The following is a 20,103-nucleotide window of genomic DNA, read 5'->3' on the forward strand; positions in this document are numbered from 1 at the left end:
GAGAAGTGAGAAGTGAGAAGTGAGAAGTGAGAAGTGAGAAGTGAGAAGTGAGAAGTGAGAAGTGAGAAGTGAGAAGTGAGAAGTTTAATTTCTTTTATAATCAACAATAAAGCAACTATATAAGTCCCTGATTTTAAAAACTTTTCAACAACAGGCAACAGAGAACAGAGAACAGACAACAGACAACAGACAACAGACAACAGACAACAGACAACAGACAACAGACAACAGAAGTTAAATGCTCACGATATTAAACAAAGAAATACAATCCTTTTTTTCTTCCCCAATAGGTTATCTGGTAATTGGGATCTTTTTGGTGACATGTGCGCTTTTCTTATTTGTTTTTCCCGGAGAATACAATATTCTTGACAATGGCTTTGCAGATGTAAAACCCTTTTTTAACCTGGCTCCCTGGATCTTTATTTTTCTTATTCCGGCAATTACCATGAAAAGCTTTTCCGAAGAGAAAAGACAGGGCACTATGGAACTGCTGCTTACCAAACCTTTAAGTTTGTGGCAGTTGGTATGGGGCAAATATTTTGGCGCTTTGCTGCTGGTAATTTTAGCCATTATCCCTTCTCTTTTATACGTTTTTACCATTAGCGAATTGGGAAATCCTGCCGGTAATTTTGATGTGGGTGCTACTATAGGTTCTTATCTTGGCCTGTTGCTTCTTGGCGCATGCTATACCGCGATTGGAATTTTTGCTTCAAGCCTTTCCAATAATCAGATTGTAGCTTTTATCGTGGCTGTTTTTCTCTGTTTCTTTTGTTTTTTCGCTTTTGAAGGCCTTGCCGGCTATAATTTTTTGGGTGGTGCTACCTATGGAATGGAATATCTGGGCATTAGTTATCATTATAAAAGTATAAGCCGCGGCGTAGTAGATACCAGGGATGTTATTTATTTCCTGAGTTTTGCTTTTCTGTTCCTGAAACTAACACAGTTCAAACTTTTCAACATTCAGCAAAAGTCATAATTTGAAAAAAACCGGCACATATACCTCCCTGGCAATTCTCATTACTGGTTTGATCCTGCTGAATGTGTTCGCAGCAAACTTTTTTGAAAGGTTTGATCTTACCCAGGACCATCGTTATACCCTTTCCAGAGCCTCGAAACAGATTGTTGAAGATGTGAAGCAACCTGTAATTATTGATGTTTTTTTGAAAGGTGATTTCCCGGCAGAGTTCCGAAGGCTGCGGAATGAAACCCGGCAGCTCCTGGAAGAGTTCGCGGCATATAATTCCAACATCAAATTCAATTTTATTGATCCTCTTGCTGAAGGTGACGACGCAAATGCTATTGCGCAGGAATTCTTGCAACTGGGGATGACGCCTGCCCGGGTAAGTGTTCAGGAAAGCGGGAAAACCAGTGAAGAAATTATTTTCCCATGGGCAATAGCGAATTATGGCGAAGCAACCGTTAAAATTCCTTTGCTTAAAAATCAGCTTGGGGCAACCGATGAGGAACGTGTAAACAGCAGCGTACAGCAACTGGAATACGCATTTTCAAATGCTTTTAACCAGCTTATTTATCCGAAGAAAAAGAAAATCGCGGTTATGCGTGGCAATGGAGAATTGCCCGATGCCAATATTGCCGATTTCCTGCAAACGCTTCAAAGTTATTACTTCATCGCTCCTTTTACCCTGGATTCCGCAGCAAGACATCCGCAAAAAACTTTGGAAAACCTCAGGGAATTTGACCTTGTCCTGGAAGCGAAACCTACTAAACCCTATACCGAAAATGAAAAATACGTGCTGGACCAGTACACCATGAATGGTGGAAAATCAATGTGGCTGGTAGAAAGTGTGGCTATGGAAACCGACAGTTTACTAAATGCTTCCGGCACTGCTTTTGCCCTGCCCCGGGATCTTAACCTGGGAGATTTTTTCTTTGCTTATGGCATTAGGATCAATCCCGTGCTTATTAATGATATTTATTCGGCACCCATAATTCTGGCGTCCGGGAACGGCAATAATACAAGATTTAATCCCTATCCCTGGTTTTATAGTCCGCTAAGCGCCTCGCCCAACAATCATCCTATTATCAACAATATTGAAGCGGTAAAATTTGAGTATGCCAACCAGATTGACACCCTTTCCAATACCCTTGAAAAAATCATCCTGTTAAGCAGTTCTCCCAGGACAAAAATAGAAGGAACGCCACTTCAAATCAGTTTAAAAATGGTAGGCCAGAAGCCGGATATTTCCAGTTACAAGGACGGGGAGCAGCCGCTGGCGGTTTTACTGGAAGGCCAATTTACTTCAGCATATAAAAACAGGTTAAAACCATTTGAAATCCCTCATCCTAAAACGCAAAGTGAGCCCACCAAAATGCTGGTGATCTCAGACGGGGATGTCATAAAAAATGACGTGCAACGCGGCGCGCCTTTGGAACTGGGCTTTGAAAGGTATACCGGAAATACTTATGGAAATAAGGAGTTTTTGCTGAATGCCGTAAATTATATGCTGGACGATACCGGATTAATTGAAATACGCTCAAAAGAAATAAGCATTCCTTTTCTTGATCCCGGAAAAACCGCGGCTGAGAGAGAAAAATGGCAAATTATAAATCTGGTAGTTCCAATTATACTTTTGGGAATTTTTGCTTTTATTTTTAATTTTTTCCGAAGAAGGAAATATGTGAAAAAAGCTTAATTAATTAAAGTATAGTGATAAGTATGGGTACATATTAACAATATCCTTCAATTAAAAGACAGCATTACCTTGTTTTACAGCTGTTTAAAATTAAACTGAGACAATTTTCTGTTAATAAAAACTACCGCTGCAGGCTTCCTTTTTTGAAGTATTCAAATATATTTGTACTAGATTCAAATTAATCAACAAGCCGATGAAATTTATTGTATCCAGCAGTTATTTGCTGAAGCAGCTTCAAATACTGGGTGGTGTAATTAACAACACCAACACCCTGCCCATTTTAGATAATTTCCTTTTTGACCTTAAAGAAGATGAACTTACTGTTTCTGCTTCAGATTTGGAGACTACCATGTCTGCAAAACTTAAAGTAGAATCAGATTCTGAAGGAAAAATTGCTGTTCCCGCAAAACTGCTCCTTGACACTTTAAAGACTTTTCCTGAGCAGCCGCTAACTTTTGTTGCTGAAGATAACAATACCATAGAGCTGAGTTCCAACCACGGGAAATATGCCCTGGCGTATGCTGATGGGGAAGAATTTCCGAATCCCGTAGAACTTGAAGAGCCCAGCAGTACCATAATTGAAGGAGATATTCTGGCTACTGCCATAAGCAAAACCATATTCGCTTCGGGTAATGATGATTTACGCCCGGTAATGAGCGGCGTATTTTTTCAGTTTTCAGATGAAGGCTTAACCTTTGTGGCAACCGATGCGCATAAACTTGTGAAATATTCCAGAGAAGATGTTACCGCATCACAATCTGCCGAGTTTATTATGCCGAAAAAACCTTTGAATCTGCTGAAAGGAATTCTGGCCGGAAGTGAAAGTGAGGTTTTGATTGAATATAACGATTCCAACGCGAAATTCATCTTTGATGAAACGCAGTTAATTTGCCGGTTGATCGATGGAAAATACCCAAATTATGAGGCGGTTATCCCGAAAGAAAATCCGAATAAATTAACTATAGAAAGAAACCAGTTTTTAAGTTCTGTAAGAAGAGTTTCTATTTTCTCTAACAAAACCACGCACCAGGTAAGATTAAAAATTGCGGGCGCCGAGTTAAATATTTCTGCGGAAGATGTAGATTACAGCAATAAGGCCGAAGAGCGTTTAACCTGTGCCTACCAGGGCGATGATATGCAAATTGGCTTTAATTCCAGGTTCCTTACCGAAATGCTGAACAATTTAAATTCAGATGAAGTACAACTGGAGATGAGCCTGCCAAACCGTGCAGGAATTCTAACCCCGGTTGACGGTTTAGATCCAGGAGAGAGAATCACCATGCTGGTAATGCCGGTAATGCTGAATAATTAATAAACAACACAGCTTTTATCCAATTTTAAAAGATATAAAAAACCCATTCAGGATTTTTCTAAATGGGTTTTTTAATAAACTGCTGTGCGTTTCTATCGAGTCTCAAAAATTAAAGTAGAGAAGTTTTTCTCCTTCTCAATAATGGAAAGGCTAACAAGCTTTATACTAATGTTACTACTTTATAATTTCAATAGTAAAAGGATAACTGCAAGCTACTCCGTTGCTAACATTAATTGCATTTATAATGGGCATTACAATTCCAAAAACCCATATAAGTCCCAGGAGTAAAAATCCAATTCCAAAGAGAAATATTAGCGGGATGCAGATAATGCTGTAAATAAAAAGGCTAATTTGAAAGTTCATCACCATTTTACCGTGTTCATCCATTCCAATTACTTTTTCTTTTTGAGTTGCCCATAAAATTAAGGGCACTATAAAACCCCCAAAGCCCGTAATTAAGTCCAGTAGCTGACTGATATGCGTGATAATCAATATTTGCCTGTCTTCTCTCATTGCTGAATAGGTTTCCATTCTTGATTGATTTTATTGATGAATAAATTATGAAAAATTCCCGATAAAAGGATCTTTAAAAATAAGACGCGTTCTTTTCCAGTTTGTTACATAATATTCTTTTGAACATTTTGCTTTAAACACCTTAACAGCATACAAATTAAGGAAAGCTTATAAGATTGATCCCAATTCTTATCTTTGCGGTATGAAATTGAATGACACGATAGTAGCACTTGCCACACCTTCGGGAGCTGGAGCCATAGCCATAATAAGAGTTTCCGGACCCAGAGCTATTTCGATAATTACCCCTTTATTTAAAGCAAAAAGCGGAAAACCACTTGATACACAGCCTACACACAGCCTTCATTTAGGAAACATAGTAGATGAAAATAGGATCATAGACGAAGTATTAGTTTCGGTTTTTAGAGCACCTAAGTCTTACACAGGGGAGGAAACCATTGAAATTTCGTGCCACGGCAGTCCTTATATTCAGCAGGAAATTATCCAGTTGATGATTAGGAAAGGTTGCCGCTCTGCAGAAGCGGGTGAGTTTACCCTTCGCGCTTTTCTTAACGGAAAAATGGATTTAAGCCAGGCAGAAGCGGTAGCCGATTTAATTTCTTCGGAAAATCAAGCCTCCCACCAAATGGCAATGCAACAAATGCGGGGAGGTTTTTCAAATGAAATTCAGCGCCTTAGACAGGAATTACTGGATTTTGCCTCGTTAATAGAGTTAGAACTCGATTTCGCTGAAGAAGACGTGGAATTTGCCAATCGTGATGAGTTTAAAACGCTCATCCAGCGAATACAAAACGTCCTTAAAAGGCTTATAGATTCCTTTGCTACCGGGAATGTATTAAAAAACGGAATTCCTGTGGCTATCGTGGGAGAACCCAATGTTGGAAAATCTACATTACTAAATTCGCTGCTCAATGAAGAGCGGGCCATCGTGTCAGAAATTGCAGGAACCACCAGGGATACTATTGAGGATGAACTATCTATTGGTGGGGTGGGTTTCCGTTTTATTGATACTGCAGGAATCCGCGAGACCAAAGATGTTGTGGAAAGCATCGGAATTAAAAAAACTTTCGAAAAAATAAGTCAGGCGCAGGTGGTGGTTTATTTGGTGGACAGTTACCAGTTAATAGCTGATAACAAAAGGCTAAATCAGTTTAAAACCGAAGTGGCTAAAATAAAAAACAGATTTCCGCAAAAACCACTAATAATCATTGCCAATAAAAAAGATCAACTTTCCGCGGAAGAACAGAAAAAAATAAAAGTCAGCCTAAGCGAAATTGAGGGTTCTTACCTTCAGATGCTTTCAGCAAAATCCGGAGAGGGAGTTGAAGAATTAAAAGGCAAACTACTTGAATTTGTAAACACCGGAGAATTGCGGAATAATAATACCATTGTGACCAACAGCCGGCATTATAACGCTTTGCTTGGAGCCCTGGAAGAAATCAATAAAGTACAGGAAGGCTTGAATATTGGACTTTCCGGGGATTTAATGGCGATAGATATTCGCCAGGCTTTACATCATTTTGGAGAGATCACCGGAGAGATCACCAATGACGATCTTCTTGGAAATATTTTTGCTAATTTTTGTATTGGTAAATAAATAAGATATTGCCCATAGTTACTTACTTATACATCAAAGAATTTCCTCCCTAAAAAAATTCAATCTTCTAAAAAGTATAAATTATCATCTACCCTGATATCGATCAACAAACTTCTTGGATCTATTCCACCAAAAGAGGGTTTTTTATCTACAATTATTTCTATGTTTTGTTTTCCGGATGTTATGAAATGATTCTTTAAATATATCTCGCTGGGGGTTTCATTCTTTTCCTGATAAAGTCCAATCTCAATCCAATCCTGCATTGGAATATTTTTCTCTGAACCTTCCTCATCCACAGTGAATTTTTCAGCATCAATTTTTAAGATCACCTTCCATTTATCCGTATCTAATTCTTCAATCTCTACTTTCTCCGTTTTTAAACGCCAGTAAGTATTGGTGAGAAAAAAATCATTCAGTAAATAGTTTAATGAATCGGGGGTAACGGTTTCCAATTCTTTATATAAATCGAGTGTGGTCACAAGCGGCAAATCTCCGTTTCTATGCTTTTGCAGGATCTGGGAAAGTGCCGAATTCACTTTATCCTGCCCCACATATTCCTGTAATGTGTGCATAGCAATGCCGGCTTTTCTATAGTATAAAAAAGGTTCATCTGCCTGCAGCAGGCTTGGAGAAGCCAAAGAATGTGGAAGAGCATAATCGGCATGTAAATAATCAATGTATTTCTCTAAATGGCCCTTTCCGTAGTCCTTTTCTAAAACCTGCATTCCTGAGAAAACGGAAAGTCCTTCCACCAGCACACCCGCACCCTCAACATAAGCGGGAGTTACTCCGGCCCCGCCCCACCATTGATGCCCTACTTCGTGAGCCATGATATAGTAGGGAAGATTAAAACCTTCTGGAGTTACATCTGGATTTAAAAGGGCAAACTGGCCGCCAAAGTCTACCATACTGGCTTCAGAATGCATTCCGTTACCATTATCGGGACTCTCTACAATGGTAAAATGCCCATAAGGATAAGGTCCGAATTCCTTTGTATAAAATTCCAGTGCAGATTTTGTGCTTTTTATCATTCGATCAATATTTAAAGTGTGTCTTGGATCGTAATAAAGCCGGATATCCACCTCTTTCCATTTAGTTTTAATCACTTCATAATCACCTGAAAAAATGGAATATTCCCCCCGCAAGGGCGCATCTGTCTCAAATTGAAAATAGTTTCGCCCGCCTTTTTCCCAGGTCTTTTTCAGATTCCCCGGAGCTACTGCAACTTCATTTTTTGAAGTTCCAAGAGTAACTTTAAAATTATTCTGATCTGCAAGTATAGGTTTTCTTCTTGCCCTTTCATCATAAAGCGACGGCAGCTCTGGTCGATAAGGAAGTTGGTGTTCCTTTCGGCTTTGGAAATCCTTAATTTCATAATTGGGTTGATATCCAGTTAGTGGCAAAAGATCCAGGTTGGTAAAATGAGTTGCATTTTTTTCCACCAGAGAACGATTATTGCTATTTTGAAAACCAACTGATTTATAATGCACTTCAAAACTAAATTTTATAGAATCCCCGGGGCGCAACGCATGTTTTAGCTGAAAAACGTAATAATTCAATTCCCGATCTTCAATGACCGCTTTTGCAGACTTTTCGAATTCAACATTCTGAAGTTCAAATTCTGAAAAACTTCCGAAATGAATGGAATCAATCTCCACACTATCCTTATTTGTGAGCGTATAGGTGGCTTTTATATCAGCTTTTCGTTTTTCCGGATATAATTCGATTTGTAAATCGGTTCCGGAAAGTTGAGGCTGAAGAGTGTTTCTGTATTTTCCATATTTCAGCTCATATTCCGCTTTGTGATTCAGAATATCTTCCTGGGTGACATATTTATTCAGCATATTCGTATTATAAAAAATAAATCCAGCAGATAATAGCAATAAACACATTCCGATAATTGATATTTTCAAGATAGCTTTTGAAAATTGGCGCTTCGCAAGCTGAATACGATCCTTAAAATTAAGCCTGCCCCTTGGCCAGAATAAAATAGCGACTACTGCTAAAAGTACAGCCCAGGCGGCCCAGTAAATTTTAAAACAAAGCCAGGGAAAAATGGTATTGCCGAAGCCTCGCATATCTGAATATTCCCATCCGGGATCTGATGCAAAAACCAGTAAATGATGATGTACACCTAATGCATCATGAAAGCTAATAAGGATAAAAGCAAGAAGTACACACAAGTAACCCAAAGATTTGTTATTGGCCAAAATGTGAATAAACATTGAAAGCAAGGCGAAAAGAACATAATTTACAAGCTGAATTCCGAAGAGCACTTTTAAATACAGGCCAATTTGAAAATGGTAGTAATCCAGCGCGATCTGCATAAAACTTCCTCCCAGCATCAGAATTAACATCCAGGCAAAAATAACCCATATTATACCCAAAAATTTCCCAAGAAATAGTATCCAATTTGAAATTGGAGTGGCATCAATAAGATCGTTAGAATTAGCATCACGGTCTCTCCAGATAAGATCACCTGTGAAAAACAGGATAAGTAACGGAATAATTACATAGGGAGAATCTATACTTCCAAGAGGCGGGCTAAGAAAATCCACCACTTGCGGAGTAGTGGGCAAAACTGGAATGCCAAAATTACTCAAAATATTTTTGCCGAAAAAAGCCGGAACTATTGCGGCTAGAGCCACTAAAGAAAACCCAAACAGATTTCGAGCGATTCTATTAAATGAAGCTTTGGCAATCTTTAGTGTCTGGAGAAATTTTGAAGTAAGGCTGAAATCAGGAGTGGCTGTGGGAACTTTTATTGCCGAAGTGGAAATTATCCCTGAATGTATTACCGATGATACGCTGATTTTTTTTCTAAATTCAAACCAGGTAGGTCTTTTAATAGTAGCAAATTGAAATCTGTAATAACTCAGCATAAATATTCCTCCGGCCAGGCAAATCCATAGCATACGATTCCAAAGAAACATTCCTTCCAGACGGATGAGTCTGGTATTTTTTTCAAGTAAAGTCCAGGTTTGTAACTCGTTGCCCACGATTCCGCTAATTCCAACCGGGTCTAAAAGTTTTACAAGATCCCAGTTGTTAAAAAGTCTTGCCGTAGCTATAGCAAGTATTTGTCCCAAAAAAGCCAGTAAGAAACTGGCGAAATAACTCATTAATGAGCGCTGAGTAATTAACGACAATGCAAATTGAAAAGCGGTGGCAATAATTACCAGTGGGAGTAAAATTAGGAAATAAACATTTAGATAAGGTAGCACAGAGAAGGGCAATAATTCACTGTCGGCAGACTTTAGAAGATAAAAAGAGAGTAAAATTCCTATAGGTAGCGTTAAGATCAGTAACGCGTTCATAAATAATGCTGCGAAGAATTTACCTCCAAGATAAAAACGTTTTTCTACGGGTGTGGTAAAAGTGAGCAGATGCATCCTGGTTTCGGCATCCCTTGCCGCTGATCCTCCCGCGATGTTTGCACTTATCACCAGCCATATCATCCCGCCAATCACGCTTACTGCGGTAATATGAAAGCTATTGTTTATATAAACTCCATCCCCGGTGGTGATAACGCTTTTCATAATGAAGATAAAAGCGAGAAGGGCTACCAGATATATCCAGGTTATTATTTGCCGAAAATGGTAAGATAGTTCAGTGGTAAAAATTTTAAGAAATATCATAACGCAGGATTTAAAGAAGCTTTCCCAATATGTCCGTTTATAGCAGAAAAGTAAACATCCTCGAGATCTGGAGTAACCATTTCAAAATTTGAACCGGGGTTTGCTTCGCTATAGATATGTACTACTGTTTTTCCTGAGAGCAGCCTGGTAGAAATCACAGAGTGCTGATTAGTGATCGTATCAAAGGCATTTTTTTGTATAATGCTTCTCCAAATTCTTCCGTGAAGGTTGTTTACCAATTCGATTGGTTCTCCCTCCGATAGAATTTCGCCCTCATTGATAATAGCCATTTTTGTACATAGCTCTGAGACATCTTCCACGATATGCGTGGAAAGTATCACCACGCTGTTTTCACCCAATTCACTTAAAAGATTTAAAAAGCGAACCCTTTCCGCTGGATCCAGTCCTGCGGTAGGTTCATCCACAATCAAAAGTTTCGGATTTCCAAGTAAGGCGATGGCCACACCAAAGCGTTGTTTCATCCCACCTGAAAAACCTCCAACCTTATGCTTTCTTTTTTCCCATAGATTGGTTTGCTTCAGTAAAGATTCGGTTAATTCCTTTCTTTTAGCTTTATTGGTAATCCCTTTTAGAACGGCAAAGTAATCGAGTAAGTCTTCTGCCTTCGCTTTAGCGTAAAGTCCGAATTCCTGAGGAAGATATCCCAGCGTTTTTCGCAATTCTTCTTTCTGATTAATGACATCAATACCCATGAACGAAATTTCTCCTTCATCAGGATCCTGCAGTGTTGCAAGCGTCCTCATTAAGGTAGATTTTCCCGCACCGTTGGGACCAAGCAGGCCATACATTCCCATTGGTAATTCCAAAGAGATATTATGTAATGCCTGTACTCCGTGAGCATAGGTTTTGGAGATATTCCTTATGGAAAGTATTTTATCCTGATTCATTCTTAACATTTTTACCGAACAAAAAACCAGTTCTATTTGAAGCAAAAAAAGTTTAAGAATATCAGGAGTCGAAATGTAATATATAAGAGGAATAAAGAAATCGACAAATCCCACCTACCAGTCTATCAATGTATCGAGGCTTAAATAAAAGTGTTCGTAGACTGGATATAGGGTTTCGTCGATTAGATAATCGATAATTGGAAGGAAAAAATAACTTTGCGTTATGGAAAAAGTTAGGCGCAATTTCATATTGATTCATATTGGCCTTTGGCTGTTGCTGGCTTTATTATTGATCGCTCAACTAACTGCAGGTGATCATAATCCAAACTGGGCCACCCTTACTGCCGGTGTTCTTGGGAGTTCCTTATATGTTTTTTACGGGCGCTTTTATCATTTGAACCATTATCAATTTAAGGCCAGACCTTTATCTTATTTATTAGGTTTATTATTCCTCATTTCCACAGGCCCCCTGCCTTTAGTACTATTTCAGCTTCATCGAGATGACTGGGAGTTGATAAAAGACTTTTATAAAATGAGCCTGGTCACGCTTGTACCCATATTTCTTATCCTGAGCTGGGTCGCCAGGCTTACCCAAAACCTAATAATGAATACTATCCTGAAAGAACAGTTGGAAAAGCAGGCGGTGGAAACCGAACTTTCCTATTTAAAATCTCAAATTAACCCGCATTTTCTTTTTAATACCCTTAATAATATTCACACTCTTGTCTACAAACAAAAACCAGCAGCACCGGAAGCATTGATGCGCCTGTCTTCGTTGCTTAGGTATATGATTTATGAATCAAATGCTACGTTTGTACCCCTTTCAAAAGAGATTGAATACCTTAAAGATTATATAGGTTTACAGCAGCTTCGCTACCAAACACCGGAAGTGGCGAACATTCAAATTAGTGGTGATATAAATTCCTGCACAATTGCTCCTTTACTATTTATTCATTTTTTGGAAAATGCTTATAAGCATAGTCCCGGAAGGCTTAAAAATGGTGACATCAAAATTTCTATAAAAGTTGCAGAAGATAGGCTTACTTTCAGAATTGAAAATCCAATTGATGAAAAAAAGGATCAATCATTAGAGCAATCGGAAGGTATAGGCTTACCAAATGTTCAGAAAAGGCTGGCGTTAGTATACCCTGAAAATCATAAGCTGGAAATTAATGATTCTGAAAATTTACACAGGGTGAAACTGGAAATTTTCAATATTGAAAAGGTCTAATGAAGCAAAAACTAACTTGTTATATCATTGATGATGAGCCACTGGCACAGGAAATACTGGAAGAGTATATTTCAAAAGTTTCATTTTTGGAATTAAAAGGAGTTTTCAATAATCCGTTGGAAGCTTCGCAAAAATTAGATGCCGAAAAACCGGATCTGCTCTTTCTTGATATCAATATGCCCGATTTAAATGGGCTTCAATTCATTCCGCTTCTAAATTACCAACCTAAAGTAATCCTTACCACGGCCTATGACCAATATGCGCTTAAAGCTTACGATCTTCATGTTCAGGATTATTTATTAAAACCATTTTCATTTGAAAGATTTTACAAAGGAGTGACCAGGCTTTACAACGAGGAAAAGAAAAGCGAAACTTCAGCGGAAATCATTCGCGATTCCGCTGCTTTAGATGAAGTTGACCATATTTTTTTAAAAACCGGGAATCGTATTCAAAAACTTTCTGTTCAGGAAATTCTATTTGTAGAAGGCATGAAAGATTACCTCAGGGTTCATACCACAAAGGAAAAGATCATGACTTTAATGAGTTTTGCCAAAATGGAAGAATTACTGCCCGCTTCTAAATTCGCCAGGGTTCATCGGTCTTATTTAGTTGCAGTAAATAAGATAAATCATATTGAGAAAAAAAGGATCTGGATAGGCGAAAAGATTATTCCAATAAGTTCATCCCATAAAGAAAATTTCTTCAAAAAGCTTAAAGGAATTTGAATCTGAAAAATAGTAATAAAAGTCAAACTTAAGATTGTAAGCGTTTTAAAGTTAATTATTTAAAGAGTTTAAGAACTTCACCTTTCTTATCAGCTTTAATGGTTAGTAATTTATTCAGGATCTTTTTGGAGCTTGGAAGCTTTAATAATACCAGGCACCTCAAAAACTTAAAACAACAGCAGTACCTTCTCCCACTAAGCTGTTAATCTGAATTTTACCCCCGTGGAGCGTCATGATCTGTTTACTAAGGCTAAGCCCAATCCCACTGCCTTTTTTCTTGGTGGTGAAAAATGGTATAAAGATCTGGTCTTTGATCTCCTGTGAAATCCCGGGACCGTTATCAATTATGGCAATTGAAATTTTTCCATCAGTTTTACGCCTTGCATGCACCTTAACTTCTGCACCCGGTACTTCTTCACAGGCCTCAATAGCGTTTAAAATAAGGTTGATTAATACCTGTTCCAACAGGTAAGAATCGGCCTCCACTTCCATTCTTTTATCTTCAATTTCAAAGTGAAGCTTTACAGCAGCTTTATCTACCGAGGGTTTCATTAACTGCTCAATATCCTTAAAAAGGACCTGAATTTCAATTTTTTCCTTACTAAGACTGGTGATTTTGTTGAGGCTTCTATAAGTTTTGGCAAATTTCATTAAACCTTCGCTACGTTTGCCAATACTGCTTAATCCGGCGTCCAGATCTTCAAATTCTATAAGATTTGAAGAATCGTTTAGGTGTTGCCGGACCTGCATTTTCAAGGTGTTGGCGAGGGAAGATATGGGCGCGATGGAATTCATTATTTCGTGCGTCATCACGCTTAGCAGCTTTTTCCAGGCTTCAGACTCGGTTTTGTTCACCGTGTCTTCAATATTATGAATTACCACCAGTTTGCATTCATTTTCTTCAATGCGGAAGATGCTGTGCGAAATAAGTACTTTTAAATTTTCCTTATGAATTTTGAGCTCTATGGCCGTAGGCTCAGCATAGTAATGGTCAAAAATTAAATTATAAAGACTGGGGTTTCTGGACTTTAAAAAACTAATATTTTTAAAACCAGGCACTTCCAGCATCTGCTGAAAAGATTCGTTAATCCAAAGCGATTTCCCGGTTTTAATATTATAGGCAAAAATCCCGATAGCAATCATCTCCAGGATTTTCTGAAGGTAGAGGTATTGTACTTCTTTTTCAGAATTAATTTCCCGTACCGTAAGGTTCACCATATTAAAGCCTTTGTAAAGCCTGCTAATATCTTTAGTCTTATTTTCTGCCAGGTAATTCCTTGAAAAATCCCTGTATTTCACGGCTTCAAAAAAGTCGTCTATCACTTCAAAACGCTTGCTTAGGTAACGGAAAAATTCATACACCAAGAAGATGCCTGTTACAGCGGGCAAAACTGCTAAAGAATAGGAAGCATGTATGAACAACCAGGAAAACGCTATGGCTGTAATGCTAATAGCCAATACTCTTAATAGAATAGAAGTATGATAGCTTTTAAAGGTCATATTTATCAAGCCTTCTGTAAAGGGCCGCCCGGGTAATCCCAAGTTCCCTGGCAGATTTAGAGATATTGCCTTTATTTTTATCGATCACCTTCAGGATGGTGTTCTTTTCTACTGTCTCCAGCCGCATATCTTCCAGTTCCTGTTTTTCGGGAGCATTTTCAATAGCCGAAAAGGAAAGATCTTCAGCTTTTAAAATATCATATTCAGCCATAATAACTGCCCGTTCTATCACAAATTGAAGTTCCCTTACATTGCCGGGAAAAGAATGATTTTTCAGCTTTTCAAGAAAACTTTTTTCGGTCTTAAAAGGACCTTTGGAATATTTTTCAGCATAAAAATCAAGAAAATAGCGGCTAAGCAAAGTAACATCGGTGCCTCTCGCTCTTAGAGGAGGAATTACCATATCTACCGTATTTATCCGGTAAATAAGATCTTTACGAAATTTAGATTCGTCTGAAAGTTCAGAAATCTTAAGATTGGTCGCGCAAATAAGCCTTATGTCCACCGGGATTACTTCATTAGAGCCTAAAGGCGTGATAGTCCTGTTTTGAAGCACGGTTAGTAACCTGGCCTGTTGCCGCAAACTTATGTTTCCAATCTCGTCCAGGAAAAGGGTTCCTCCCTGTGCCGCTTCAAACCTTCCTTTGCGGTCTTCGCGGGCATCGGTAAAAGCGCCTTTTTTGTATCCAAATAACTCGCTTTCAAATAAAGTTGAAGTAAGCGCACCAACATCAACTTTTACAAAAGCCTTGTTTTTCCGGTTAGAACTTTCATGAATGGCTTGCGCCACAAGATCTTTGCCTGTACCGTTTTCGCCCAGGATTAAAACATTTGCATCTGTTGGAGCCACCTTCCTGATTTTGGCAAAGACTTTCTGTATTTCCTCACTTTCACCAATAATTTTTGTCTCCCCCACTTTTGCCTTCAATTTGCTACCAGCTTTCCTCCTTCTCTGAAGCATTTCGGTAACAGATTCTATGACCTTTTCATTCTGCCAGGGCTTAACAATAAAATCTGCCGCGCCTTCTTTTAATGAACGAATGGCAAGGTCTATATCCCCATAGGCGGTTATTAGAATCACGTCTGTTTCCGGGGCAAGTTCCTTTATGCGGTTCAGCCAGAATATGCCTTCGTTGCCCGTGTTTACAAGTCCGTTAAAATTCATATCGAGGATCACCACGTCAAATTTCCTTTCAGAAAGTAAAGAAGGAAGATTTCCCGGTTTTTTCTCTACAGCAATTTCAGCTACGTGTGGCTTCAGTAGAAGCCTCATGGCGATGAGCACATCGGGATCATCATCTATAACCAGAATTTTAGCTTTGTTTAGCTGCATAACACAATATTACAATTTATTCAAGCCACGTTAAATTTTAGATGCCGGAAAAAATGATTCCCTTAAAATTGTTTTAAAACCGAACAGGAAGTGTCTCAAAAGCGAACACTATTACCATGTGATAAAATTATAATATACTGATTTACAGATAGATAATTTTTTGGCACTTTTTTGACAGTTACCGGAATGGACCTTAAAGAACATTTATGGATATTCCATTAGAAAAGAAACGTTTTACCCCTAAAAAAATTGCCACCATTGCGGGCGGAATCTTACTGGCCGCACTCATTTTATTCGTGATATTTTCCTCCAGCGGCAGTTCAAAACTAAACGTAGAAAGGGAACGCATCAGCATAAATACAGTAGAAAAAGGCAATTTTCAGGAAAACATTCCGGTGAACGGAGTGGTCCTACCTATAAAAACTATTTACCTGGACGCTATGGAAGGCGGAAGGGTTGAAGAAAGATTTGTAGAAGACGGCGCCATGATGAAAAAAGGCGAACCAATTATACGCTTATCAAATACCGATCTTGAATTGAGCCTGGTGAATCAGGAAACCCAGGTTTACAATCTTCTTACCCAAATGCAAATATCCCAAAATGCGGCAAGGCAAAATACTATTACCAAGAGGAACAACCTTACCGATGTGGAGAACAATTTAATAGAAGCTAAACGTAAATATGAACTAAATAAAACACTTTTTGAAAAGGACGCCATTGGGAAGCAGGATTACCTGGAAGCCAGGAATAATTACAATTATCAGCAAGAGAAATTTGAGTTAGCCAAAGAAGTACTGGCCCAGGATTCGGTTTCTTCCAAACAGGAAACTCAACAGGCCGGGGAGTCTTACCAGCGTACACGCAAAGCATTGGAACTTATGCGTAAAAAGGTTGAGGACCTTGTGGTGAAAGCGCCTGTAGATGGGCAGCTAACCGCATTAGATGCCGAAATTGGACAATCCAAGCAAAAAGGAGAACGCCTGGGACAGATAGATGTGATAAGCGGTTATAAGGTAAGAGCCGAAATTGATGAGCATTATATTTCCAGGATTTTTAACGGGCAGCGAGGTAGCTTCACTTTCAACGGAAAAGAATACGAACTGGAAATAAAAAAGGTGTATACCCAGGTTTCCAACGGCCGCTTCCAGGTAGATATGCATTTTGTAGATGAAGTTCCTGATAAAATTCGTCGCGGCCAGAGCCTTCAGATAACTTTGGCGCTAAGCCAGGAAAAAGAAGCCTTACTGGTAGATAAAGGTGGATTTTTTCAGCAAACCGGCGGCAACTGGATCTTTAAAGTTTCTGAAGATGGCGAAACCGCTTACAAAACAGAAATTCGCCTGGGAAGCCAGAACACCGAATATTATGAAGTGTTGGAAGGACTTGAACCCGGTGATAAAGTAATTACCTCAAGTTATTCCAATTTTGGAGAGGTAGAAGAGCTGGTGCTGAATTAGTGCAACGGGAAGTTTAAAAAAGTCAGTTAGATTATAAAATCGATAAATTATTAGATCAAAATGATAAAAATCACCAACCTCGAAAAATATTATAAGACCGAAGAGGTCCAGACCATCGCCCTCAATAAGCTTTCCTTTGAAGTAAAAGAAGGGGAGTTTGCTGCCATCATGGGACCTTCGGGTTGTGGGAAATCCACTCTCTTGAACATCCTTGGACTGCTGGACGATCCCGATGGCGGCAGTTACCTGTTCAACGGAACTGAAGTATCCGGATTTAATGAACGCCAGCGGGCAAAATTAAGAAAACATAATATCGGTTTTGTTTTCCAGAGTTTCAACCTCATCGATGAACTTTCCGTTTTTGAAAATGTAGAACTTCCCCTTATTTATACCGGTGTTAAACCTGCGGAAAGAAAAGAACGCGTACATCAGGTTTTGGAAAAAATGCAGATCATGCATCGTAGAAAGCACTTTCCGCAGCAATTATCTGGAGGGCAGCAGCAACGTGTGGCCGTGGCGCGGGCGGTGGTAAACAATCCAAAACTCATACTTGCCGATGAACCTACGGGAAACCTGGATAGTAGTAACGGGAACGAAGTTATGGACCTGCTTACCGAATTAAACGAAGCGGGAACCACCATCATCATGGTTACCCACAGCGAACACGACGCGAAATTCAGCCACCGCATCATCAGGATGCTGGACGGGCAGAAAGTTACTGAAAATGTATTAGTCTAGGGGATCATTCATCAATAAAAACATTTCATCATGCTTAGAAGTTATATCAAGTTCGCATTTAGAAACCTGGTGAAGCATAAGATTTTCTCCATTATTAATATTCTTGGCTTAACTATAGGACTAACCTGCTGTATGCTTATTAGTCTCTACATTCTGCACGAATATAGTTACGATAACTATCATAAGAATGGAGACCAGATTTATCAAATCGATACAGAGCGTATTTCCGCTGAAGATATTGGTGCGCGAGCAACCGTTCCTGCGGCATTAGCAGGAACTCTAAGCAATGAATTTCCTGAAATTGAAGAAACCACCCGTTTATTAAGGCTTTTCAATGACGACAAAACACTTTTTAGCTATGAATCGAAGAATGGTATTAGCACTTTTTATGAAAAAAAAGGTTATGTAGCCGATGCCTCTTTCTTTGATATGTTCACCTATAACTTTCTGGAAGGAAATGCGGCAACGGCTTTAAAAGAGCCAAATTCAATCGTTATTTCAGAAGAGATTGCTCAAAAGATTTTTAAAAACAAAGAAGCCGTAGGTAATCAGTTAAGAATTAGCAGTAGTACCAACGGAGATCATAATCACAGGGTTACCGGTGTTTTTAGACCCAGTAAAAGTCCTTCCCATATTGATGGGCGCTTCTTTTTATCGGTTGAAGGTGGAAATATGGAAGATTTTATTCTGAATAGTTCAACTTTAGTAAACAATAATATGTTTTACACTTACCTGAAATTAAAACCGGGAAGTGACCCTGAAGCACTGGAAGCAAAGTTTCCGGTTTTCATCCGGCAACATATGGGTAAGGAATTAGAGTCTAAAGGAATAAAAGCAAGTTTTTTTCTAACACCTTTAAAACAAATACATCTTGAATCGAGAATTGCTGAAAATGTCACCTCCTCCGGAAGCAAAAAATATCTTTATATACTTATCACCATAGCGATACTTACGCTAGTTATCGCATGTATAAATTTTATGAATTTATCTACTTCACGATCTTCCAAAAGAGGCATTGAAGTGGGAATTAAGAAAGTTCTCGGCGCAGAAAAAAAGAGACTTCTCTGGCAATTTTTGGGAGAATCTGTTTTAATGTCCCTTATAGCTTACCTCTTAGCATTCACAACCGTCCTACTTTTTCTTCCGGTCTTCGAAAAAATTGCAGGAAAAGAAATTGTTTTACCGCTTTCACAGGAAATACAGCTGTTCGCATTCTTTTTGCTCATTGCAATAATTGCGGGATTGTTTGCCGGCAGCTACCCTGCATTTTTTCTTTCTTCATTTAAACCTATAAAAGTTTTAAAAGGAAAATTCTCCAATTCCCTGGAAGCTGTTTCTCTTAGAAAAACCTTGGTAGTAGTTCAATTTGTTATTGCAATTGCCCTTATAATTTCTTCCATTGTAATTGCCAAACAAATGACCTTTTTACGATCTACAGATCTTGGTTTTCAGAAAAATCAACAATTGATAATCCCATTAAGAGGTTCTGTAGCGAAAGAAAATTCTTTGAACCTAAAACAACAATTAGAAACAAATCCACAGGTTAAATCTATAGGTGCTTCAACTTATTATCCCGGTATTTCAAATCCCACCGACTGGTTAATGTATAAAGAGGGGAACACTATGGAAAATGCCAAATCTGTATTTATTAATAGAATTGACAACTCTTTTCTACAAACCCTTGAAATTAAACCTGTCGCAGGAAGGATTTTTTCTGAAGAATTTACAGGTGATAGTGAGAATAGCATGGTTATTAATCAAACTGCCGTTACAAAAATGGGATTTTCCTCACCGCAGGATGCAATAGGGAAATGGATGGCTTTTGATTGGGAAGGGGAACAGCATCGATTTGAAATAATTGGTGTGGTAAAAGATTTTCATTTTAAAGATTTACATACTGAAATTGAACCCTACGGCTTTCTTCTGAACAGCGATAATTCGCAGAATTACTTAATTGCGCAGGTAAATAGGGGGAATTTTAAGGATCTACTGAACTCATTCGAAAAGACCTGGAAAAAACTAATCCCTAACGAACCTTTTGAATACAGTTTTCTGGACAAGGATTTCCAAAAAAACTATGAGGTCGAAAATAGGCTCGCCACAATGATTAATTACTTCACTTTAATGGCGATTTTTATTTCCTGCCTGGGCCTTTTTGGTCTTGCCACTTTTAATGCTGAGCAACGAATTAGGGAAATTGGACTTAGAAAAGTGCTTGGGGCAAGTGTTTCCAGTATAGTTACTCTTTTATCCCTTGATTTTATAAAACTTGTAATGCTCGCTGTTTTAATTGCTTCTCCACTAGCATGGTACGGCATGCAACAATGGCTTCAAACTTTTGCCTACAGAATTGATATTTCCTGGCAAATTTTTGCCGTTGCCATTCTTATAACTGCAGTAATAACTTTAATTACCGTTAGTTTTCAGGCTATTAAAGCTGCTCTTTCCAACCCCGTAAAAAACCTTAGAACAGAATAAT

General features: G+C 38.6%; 14 protein-coding genes. 9 read left to right on the forward strand and 5 right to left on the reverse strand.

Features of this window, described 5'->3' with window-relative positions; all coding sequences use genetic code 11:
* Nucleotides 1-238: 238 nt before the first annotated feature.
* The 3 genes from gldF to dnaN all read left to right on the forward strand — a co-directional run bounded on the left by gldF (nucleotide 239) and on the right by dnaN (nucleotide 3,966).
* Nucleotides 239-976, forward strand: coding sequence for a gliding motility-associated ABC transporter permease subunit GldF (gene gldF, locus AB8M93_RS17010; protein WP_373059914.1), 738 nt, complete (start codon nucleotides 239-241; stop codon nucleotides 974-976).
* A 1-nt stretch (nucleotide 977) separates the two neighbouring features.
* Nucleotides 978-2,654 (forward strand): gliding motility-associated ABC transporter substrate-binding protein GldG, encoded by a 1,677-nt coding sequence (gene gldG, locus AB8M93_RS17015; RefSeq protein ID WP_373059916.1) that lies wholly within the window; start codon nucleotides 978-980, stop codon nucleotides 2,652-2,654.
* Nucleotides 2,655-2,847: 193 nt separating this feature from the next.
* Nucleotides 2,848-3,966 (forward strand): DNA polymerase III subunit beta, encoded by a 1,119-nt coding sequence (dnaN, locus tag AB8M93_RS17020; RefSeq protein WP_373059918.1) that lies wholly within the window; start codon nucleotides 2,848-2,850, stop codon nucleotides 3,964-3,966.
* Between the two features lie 174 nt (nucleotides 3,967-4,140).
* Here dnaN and AB8M93_RS17025 read toward each other — a convergent pair whose 3' ends face one another.
* A complete protein-coding gene (locus tag AB8M93_RS17025) occupies nucleotides 4,141-4,497 on the reverse strand; it encodes a DUF4870 domain-containing protein (RefSeq protein WP_373059920.1) in 357 nt (118 codons plus the stop codon).
* A gap of 184 nt (nucleotides 4,498-4,681) precedes the next feature.
* Here AB8M93_RS17025 and mnmE point away from each other — a divergent pair, with 184 nt between their 5' ends.
* On the forward strand, nucleotides 4,682-6,094 hold the full coding sequence (gene mnmE / locus AB8M93_RS17030; protein WP_373059922.1) for a tRNA uridine-5-carboxymethylaminomethyl(34) synthesis GTPase MnmE: 1,413 nt from the start codon (nucleotides 4,682-4,684) through the stop codon (nucleotides 6,092-6,094).
* A 59-nt stretch (nucleotides 6,095-6,153) separates the two neighbouring features.
* Here the strand turns inward: mnmE and AB8M93_RS17035 are convergent, their stop codons facing one another.
* Both AB8M93_RS17035 and AB8M93_RS17040 read right to left on the reverse strand, forming a co-directional pair.
* Nucleotides 6,154-9,732, reverse strand: coding sequence for an ABC transporter permease/M1 family aminopeptidase (locus AB8M93_RS17035; protein ID WP_373059924.1), 3,579 nt, complete (start codon nucleotides 9,730-9,732; stop codon nucleotides 6,154-6,156).
* Nucleotides 9,729-10,640 carry an ABC transporter ATP-binding protein gene (locus AB8M93_RS17040; RefSeq protein WP_373059926.1) on the reverse strand — a complete coding sequence of 304 codons (912 nt, stop codon included), beginning with the start codon at nucleotides 10,638-10,640 and terminating at the stop codon, nucleotides 9,729-9,731. The genes AB8M93_RS17035 and AB8M93_RS17040 overlap by 4 nt, the downstream gene beginning before the upstream one ends.
* A gap of 223 nt (nucleotides 10,641-10,863) precedes the next feature.
* Here AB8M93_RS17040 and AB8M93_RS17045 point away from each other — a divergent pair, with 223 nt between their 5' ends.
* A complete protein-coding gene (locus AB8M93_RS17045) occupies nucleotides 10,864-11,871 on the forward strand; it encodes a sensor histidine kinase (protein WP_373059928.1) in 1,008 nt (335 codons plus the stop codon).
* Nucleotides 11,871-12,596, forward strand: a complete 726-nt coding sequence (locus tag AB8M93_RS17050; protein WP_373059930.1) for a LytR/AlgR family response regulator transcription factor — start codon at nucleotides 11,871-11,873, stop codon at nucleotides 12,594-12,596. Before AB8M93_RS17045 ends, AB8M93_RS17050 begins: the two co-directional genes overlap by 1 nt.
* 159 nt (nucleotides 12,597-12,755) lie before the next feature.
* On the opposite strand, the gene AB8M93_RS17055 is transcribed toward AB8M93_RS17050, so the two are convergent.
* A complete protein-coding gene (locus AB8M93_RS17055) occupies nucleotides 12,756-14,096 on the reverse strand; it encodes a sensor histidine kinase (protein ID WP_373059932.1) in 1,341 nt (446 codons plus the stop codon).
* Nucleotides 14,086-15,429 carry a sigma-54-dependent transcriptional regulator gene (locus AB8M93_RS17060; RefSeq protein WP_373059934.1) on the reverse strand — a complete coding sequence of 448 codons (1,344 nt, stop codon included), beginning with the start codon at nucleotides 15,427-15,429 and terminating at the stop codon, nucleotides 14,086-14,088. Before AB8M93_RS17060 ends, AB8M93_RS17055 begins: the two co-directional genes overlap by 11 nt.
* Before the next feature lie 206 nt (nucleotides 15,430-15,635).
* Between AB8M93_RS17060 and AB8M93_RS17065 the strand changes: the two genes are divergently transcribed.
* The 3 genes from AB8M93_RS17065 to AB8M93_RS17075 are packed head-to-tail and all read left to right on the forward strand — an operon-like array spanning nucleotide 15,636 to nucleotide 20,102.
* A complete protein-coding gene (locus AB8M93_RS17065; RefSeq protein ID WP_373059936.1) occupies nucleotides 15,636-16,886 on the forward strand; it encodes an efflux RND transporter periplasmic adaptor subunit in 1,251 nt (416 codons plus the stop codon).
* Nucleotides 16,887-16,946: 60 nt separating this feature from the next.
* Nucleotides 16,947-17,624: an ABC transporter ATP-binding protein gene (locus AB8M93_RS17070; RefSeq protein WP_373059938.1), complete on the forward strand. Its 678-nt coding sequence runs from the start codon at nucleotides 16,947-16,949 to the stop codon at nucleotides 17,622-17,624.
* 30 nt (nucleotides 17,625-17,654) lie between these two features.
* Entirely contained in the window at nucleotides 17,655-20,102 is a 2,448-nt protein-coding gene (locus AB8M93_RS17075; protein WP_373059940.1) for an ABC transporter permease, read from the forward strand.
* The last annotated feature ends 1 nt before the right edge of the window (nucleotide 20,103 follow it).

The sequence above is a fragment of the Autumnicola aciditolerans genome (assembly GCF_041679265.1).
Taxonomy (GTDB): domain Bacteria; phylum Bacteroidota; class Bacteroidia; order Flavobacteriales; family Flavobacteriaceae; genus Autumnicola.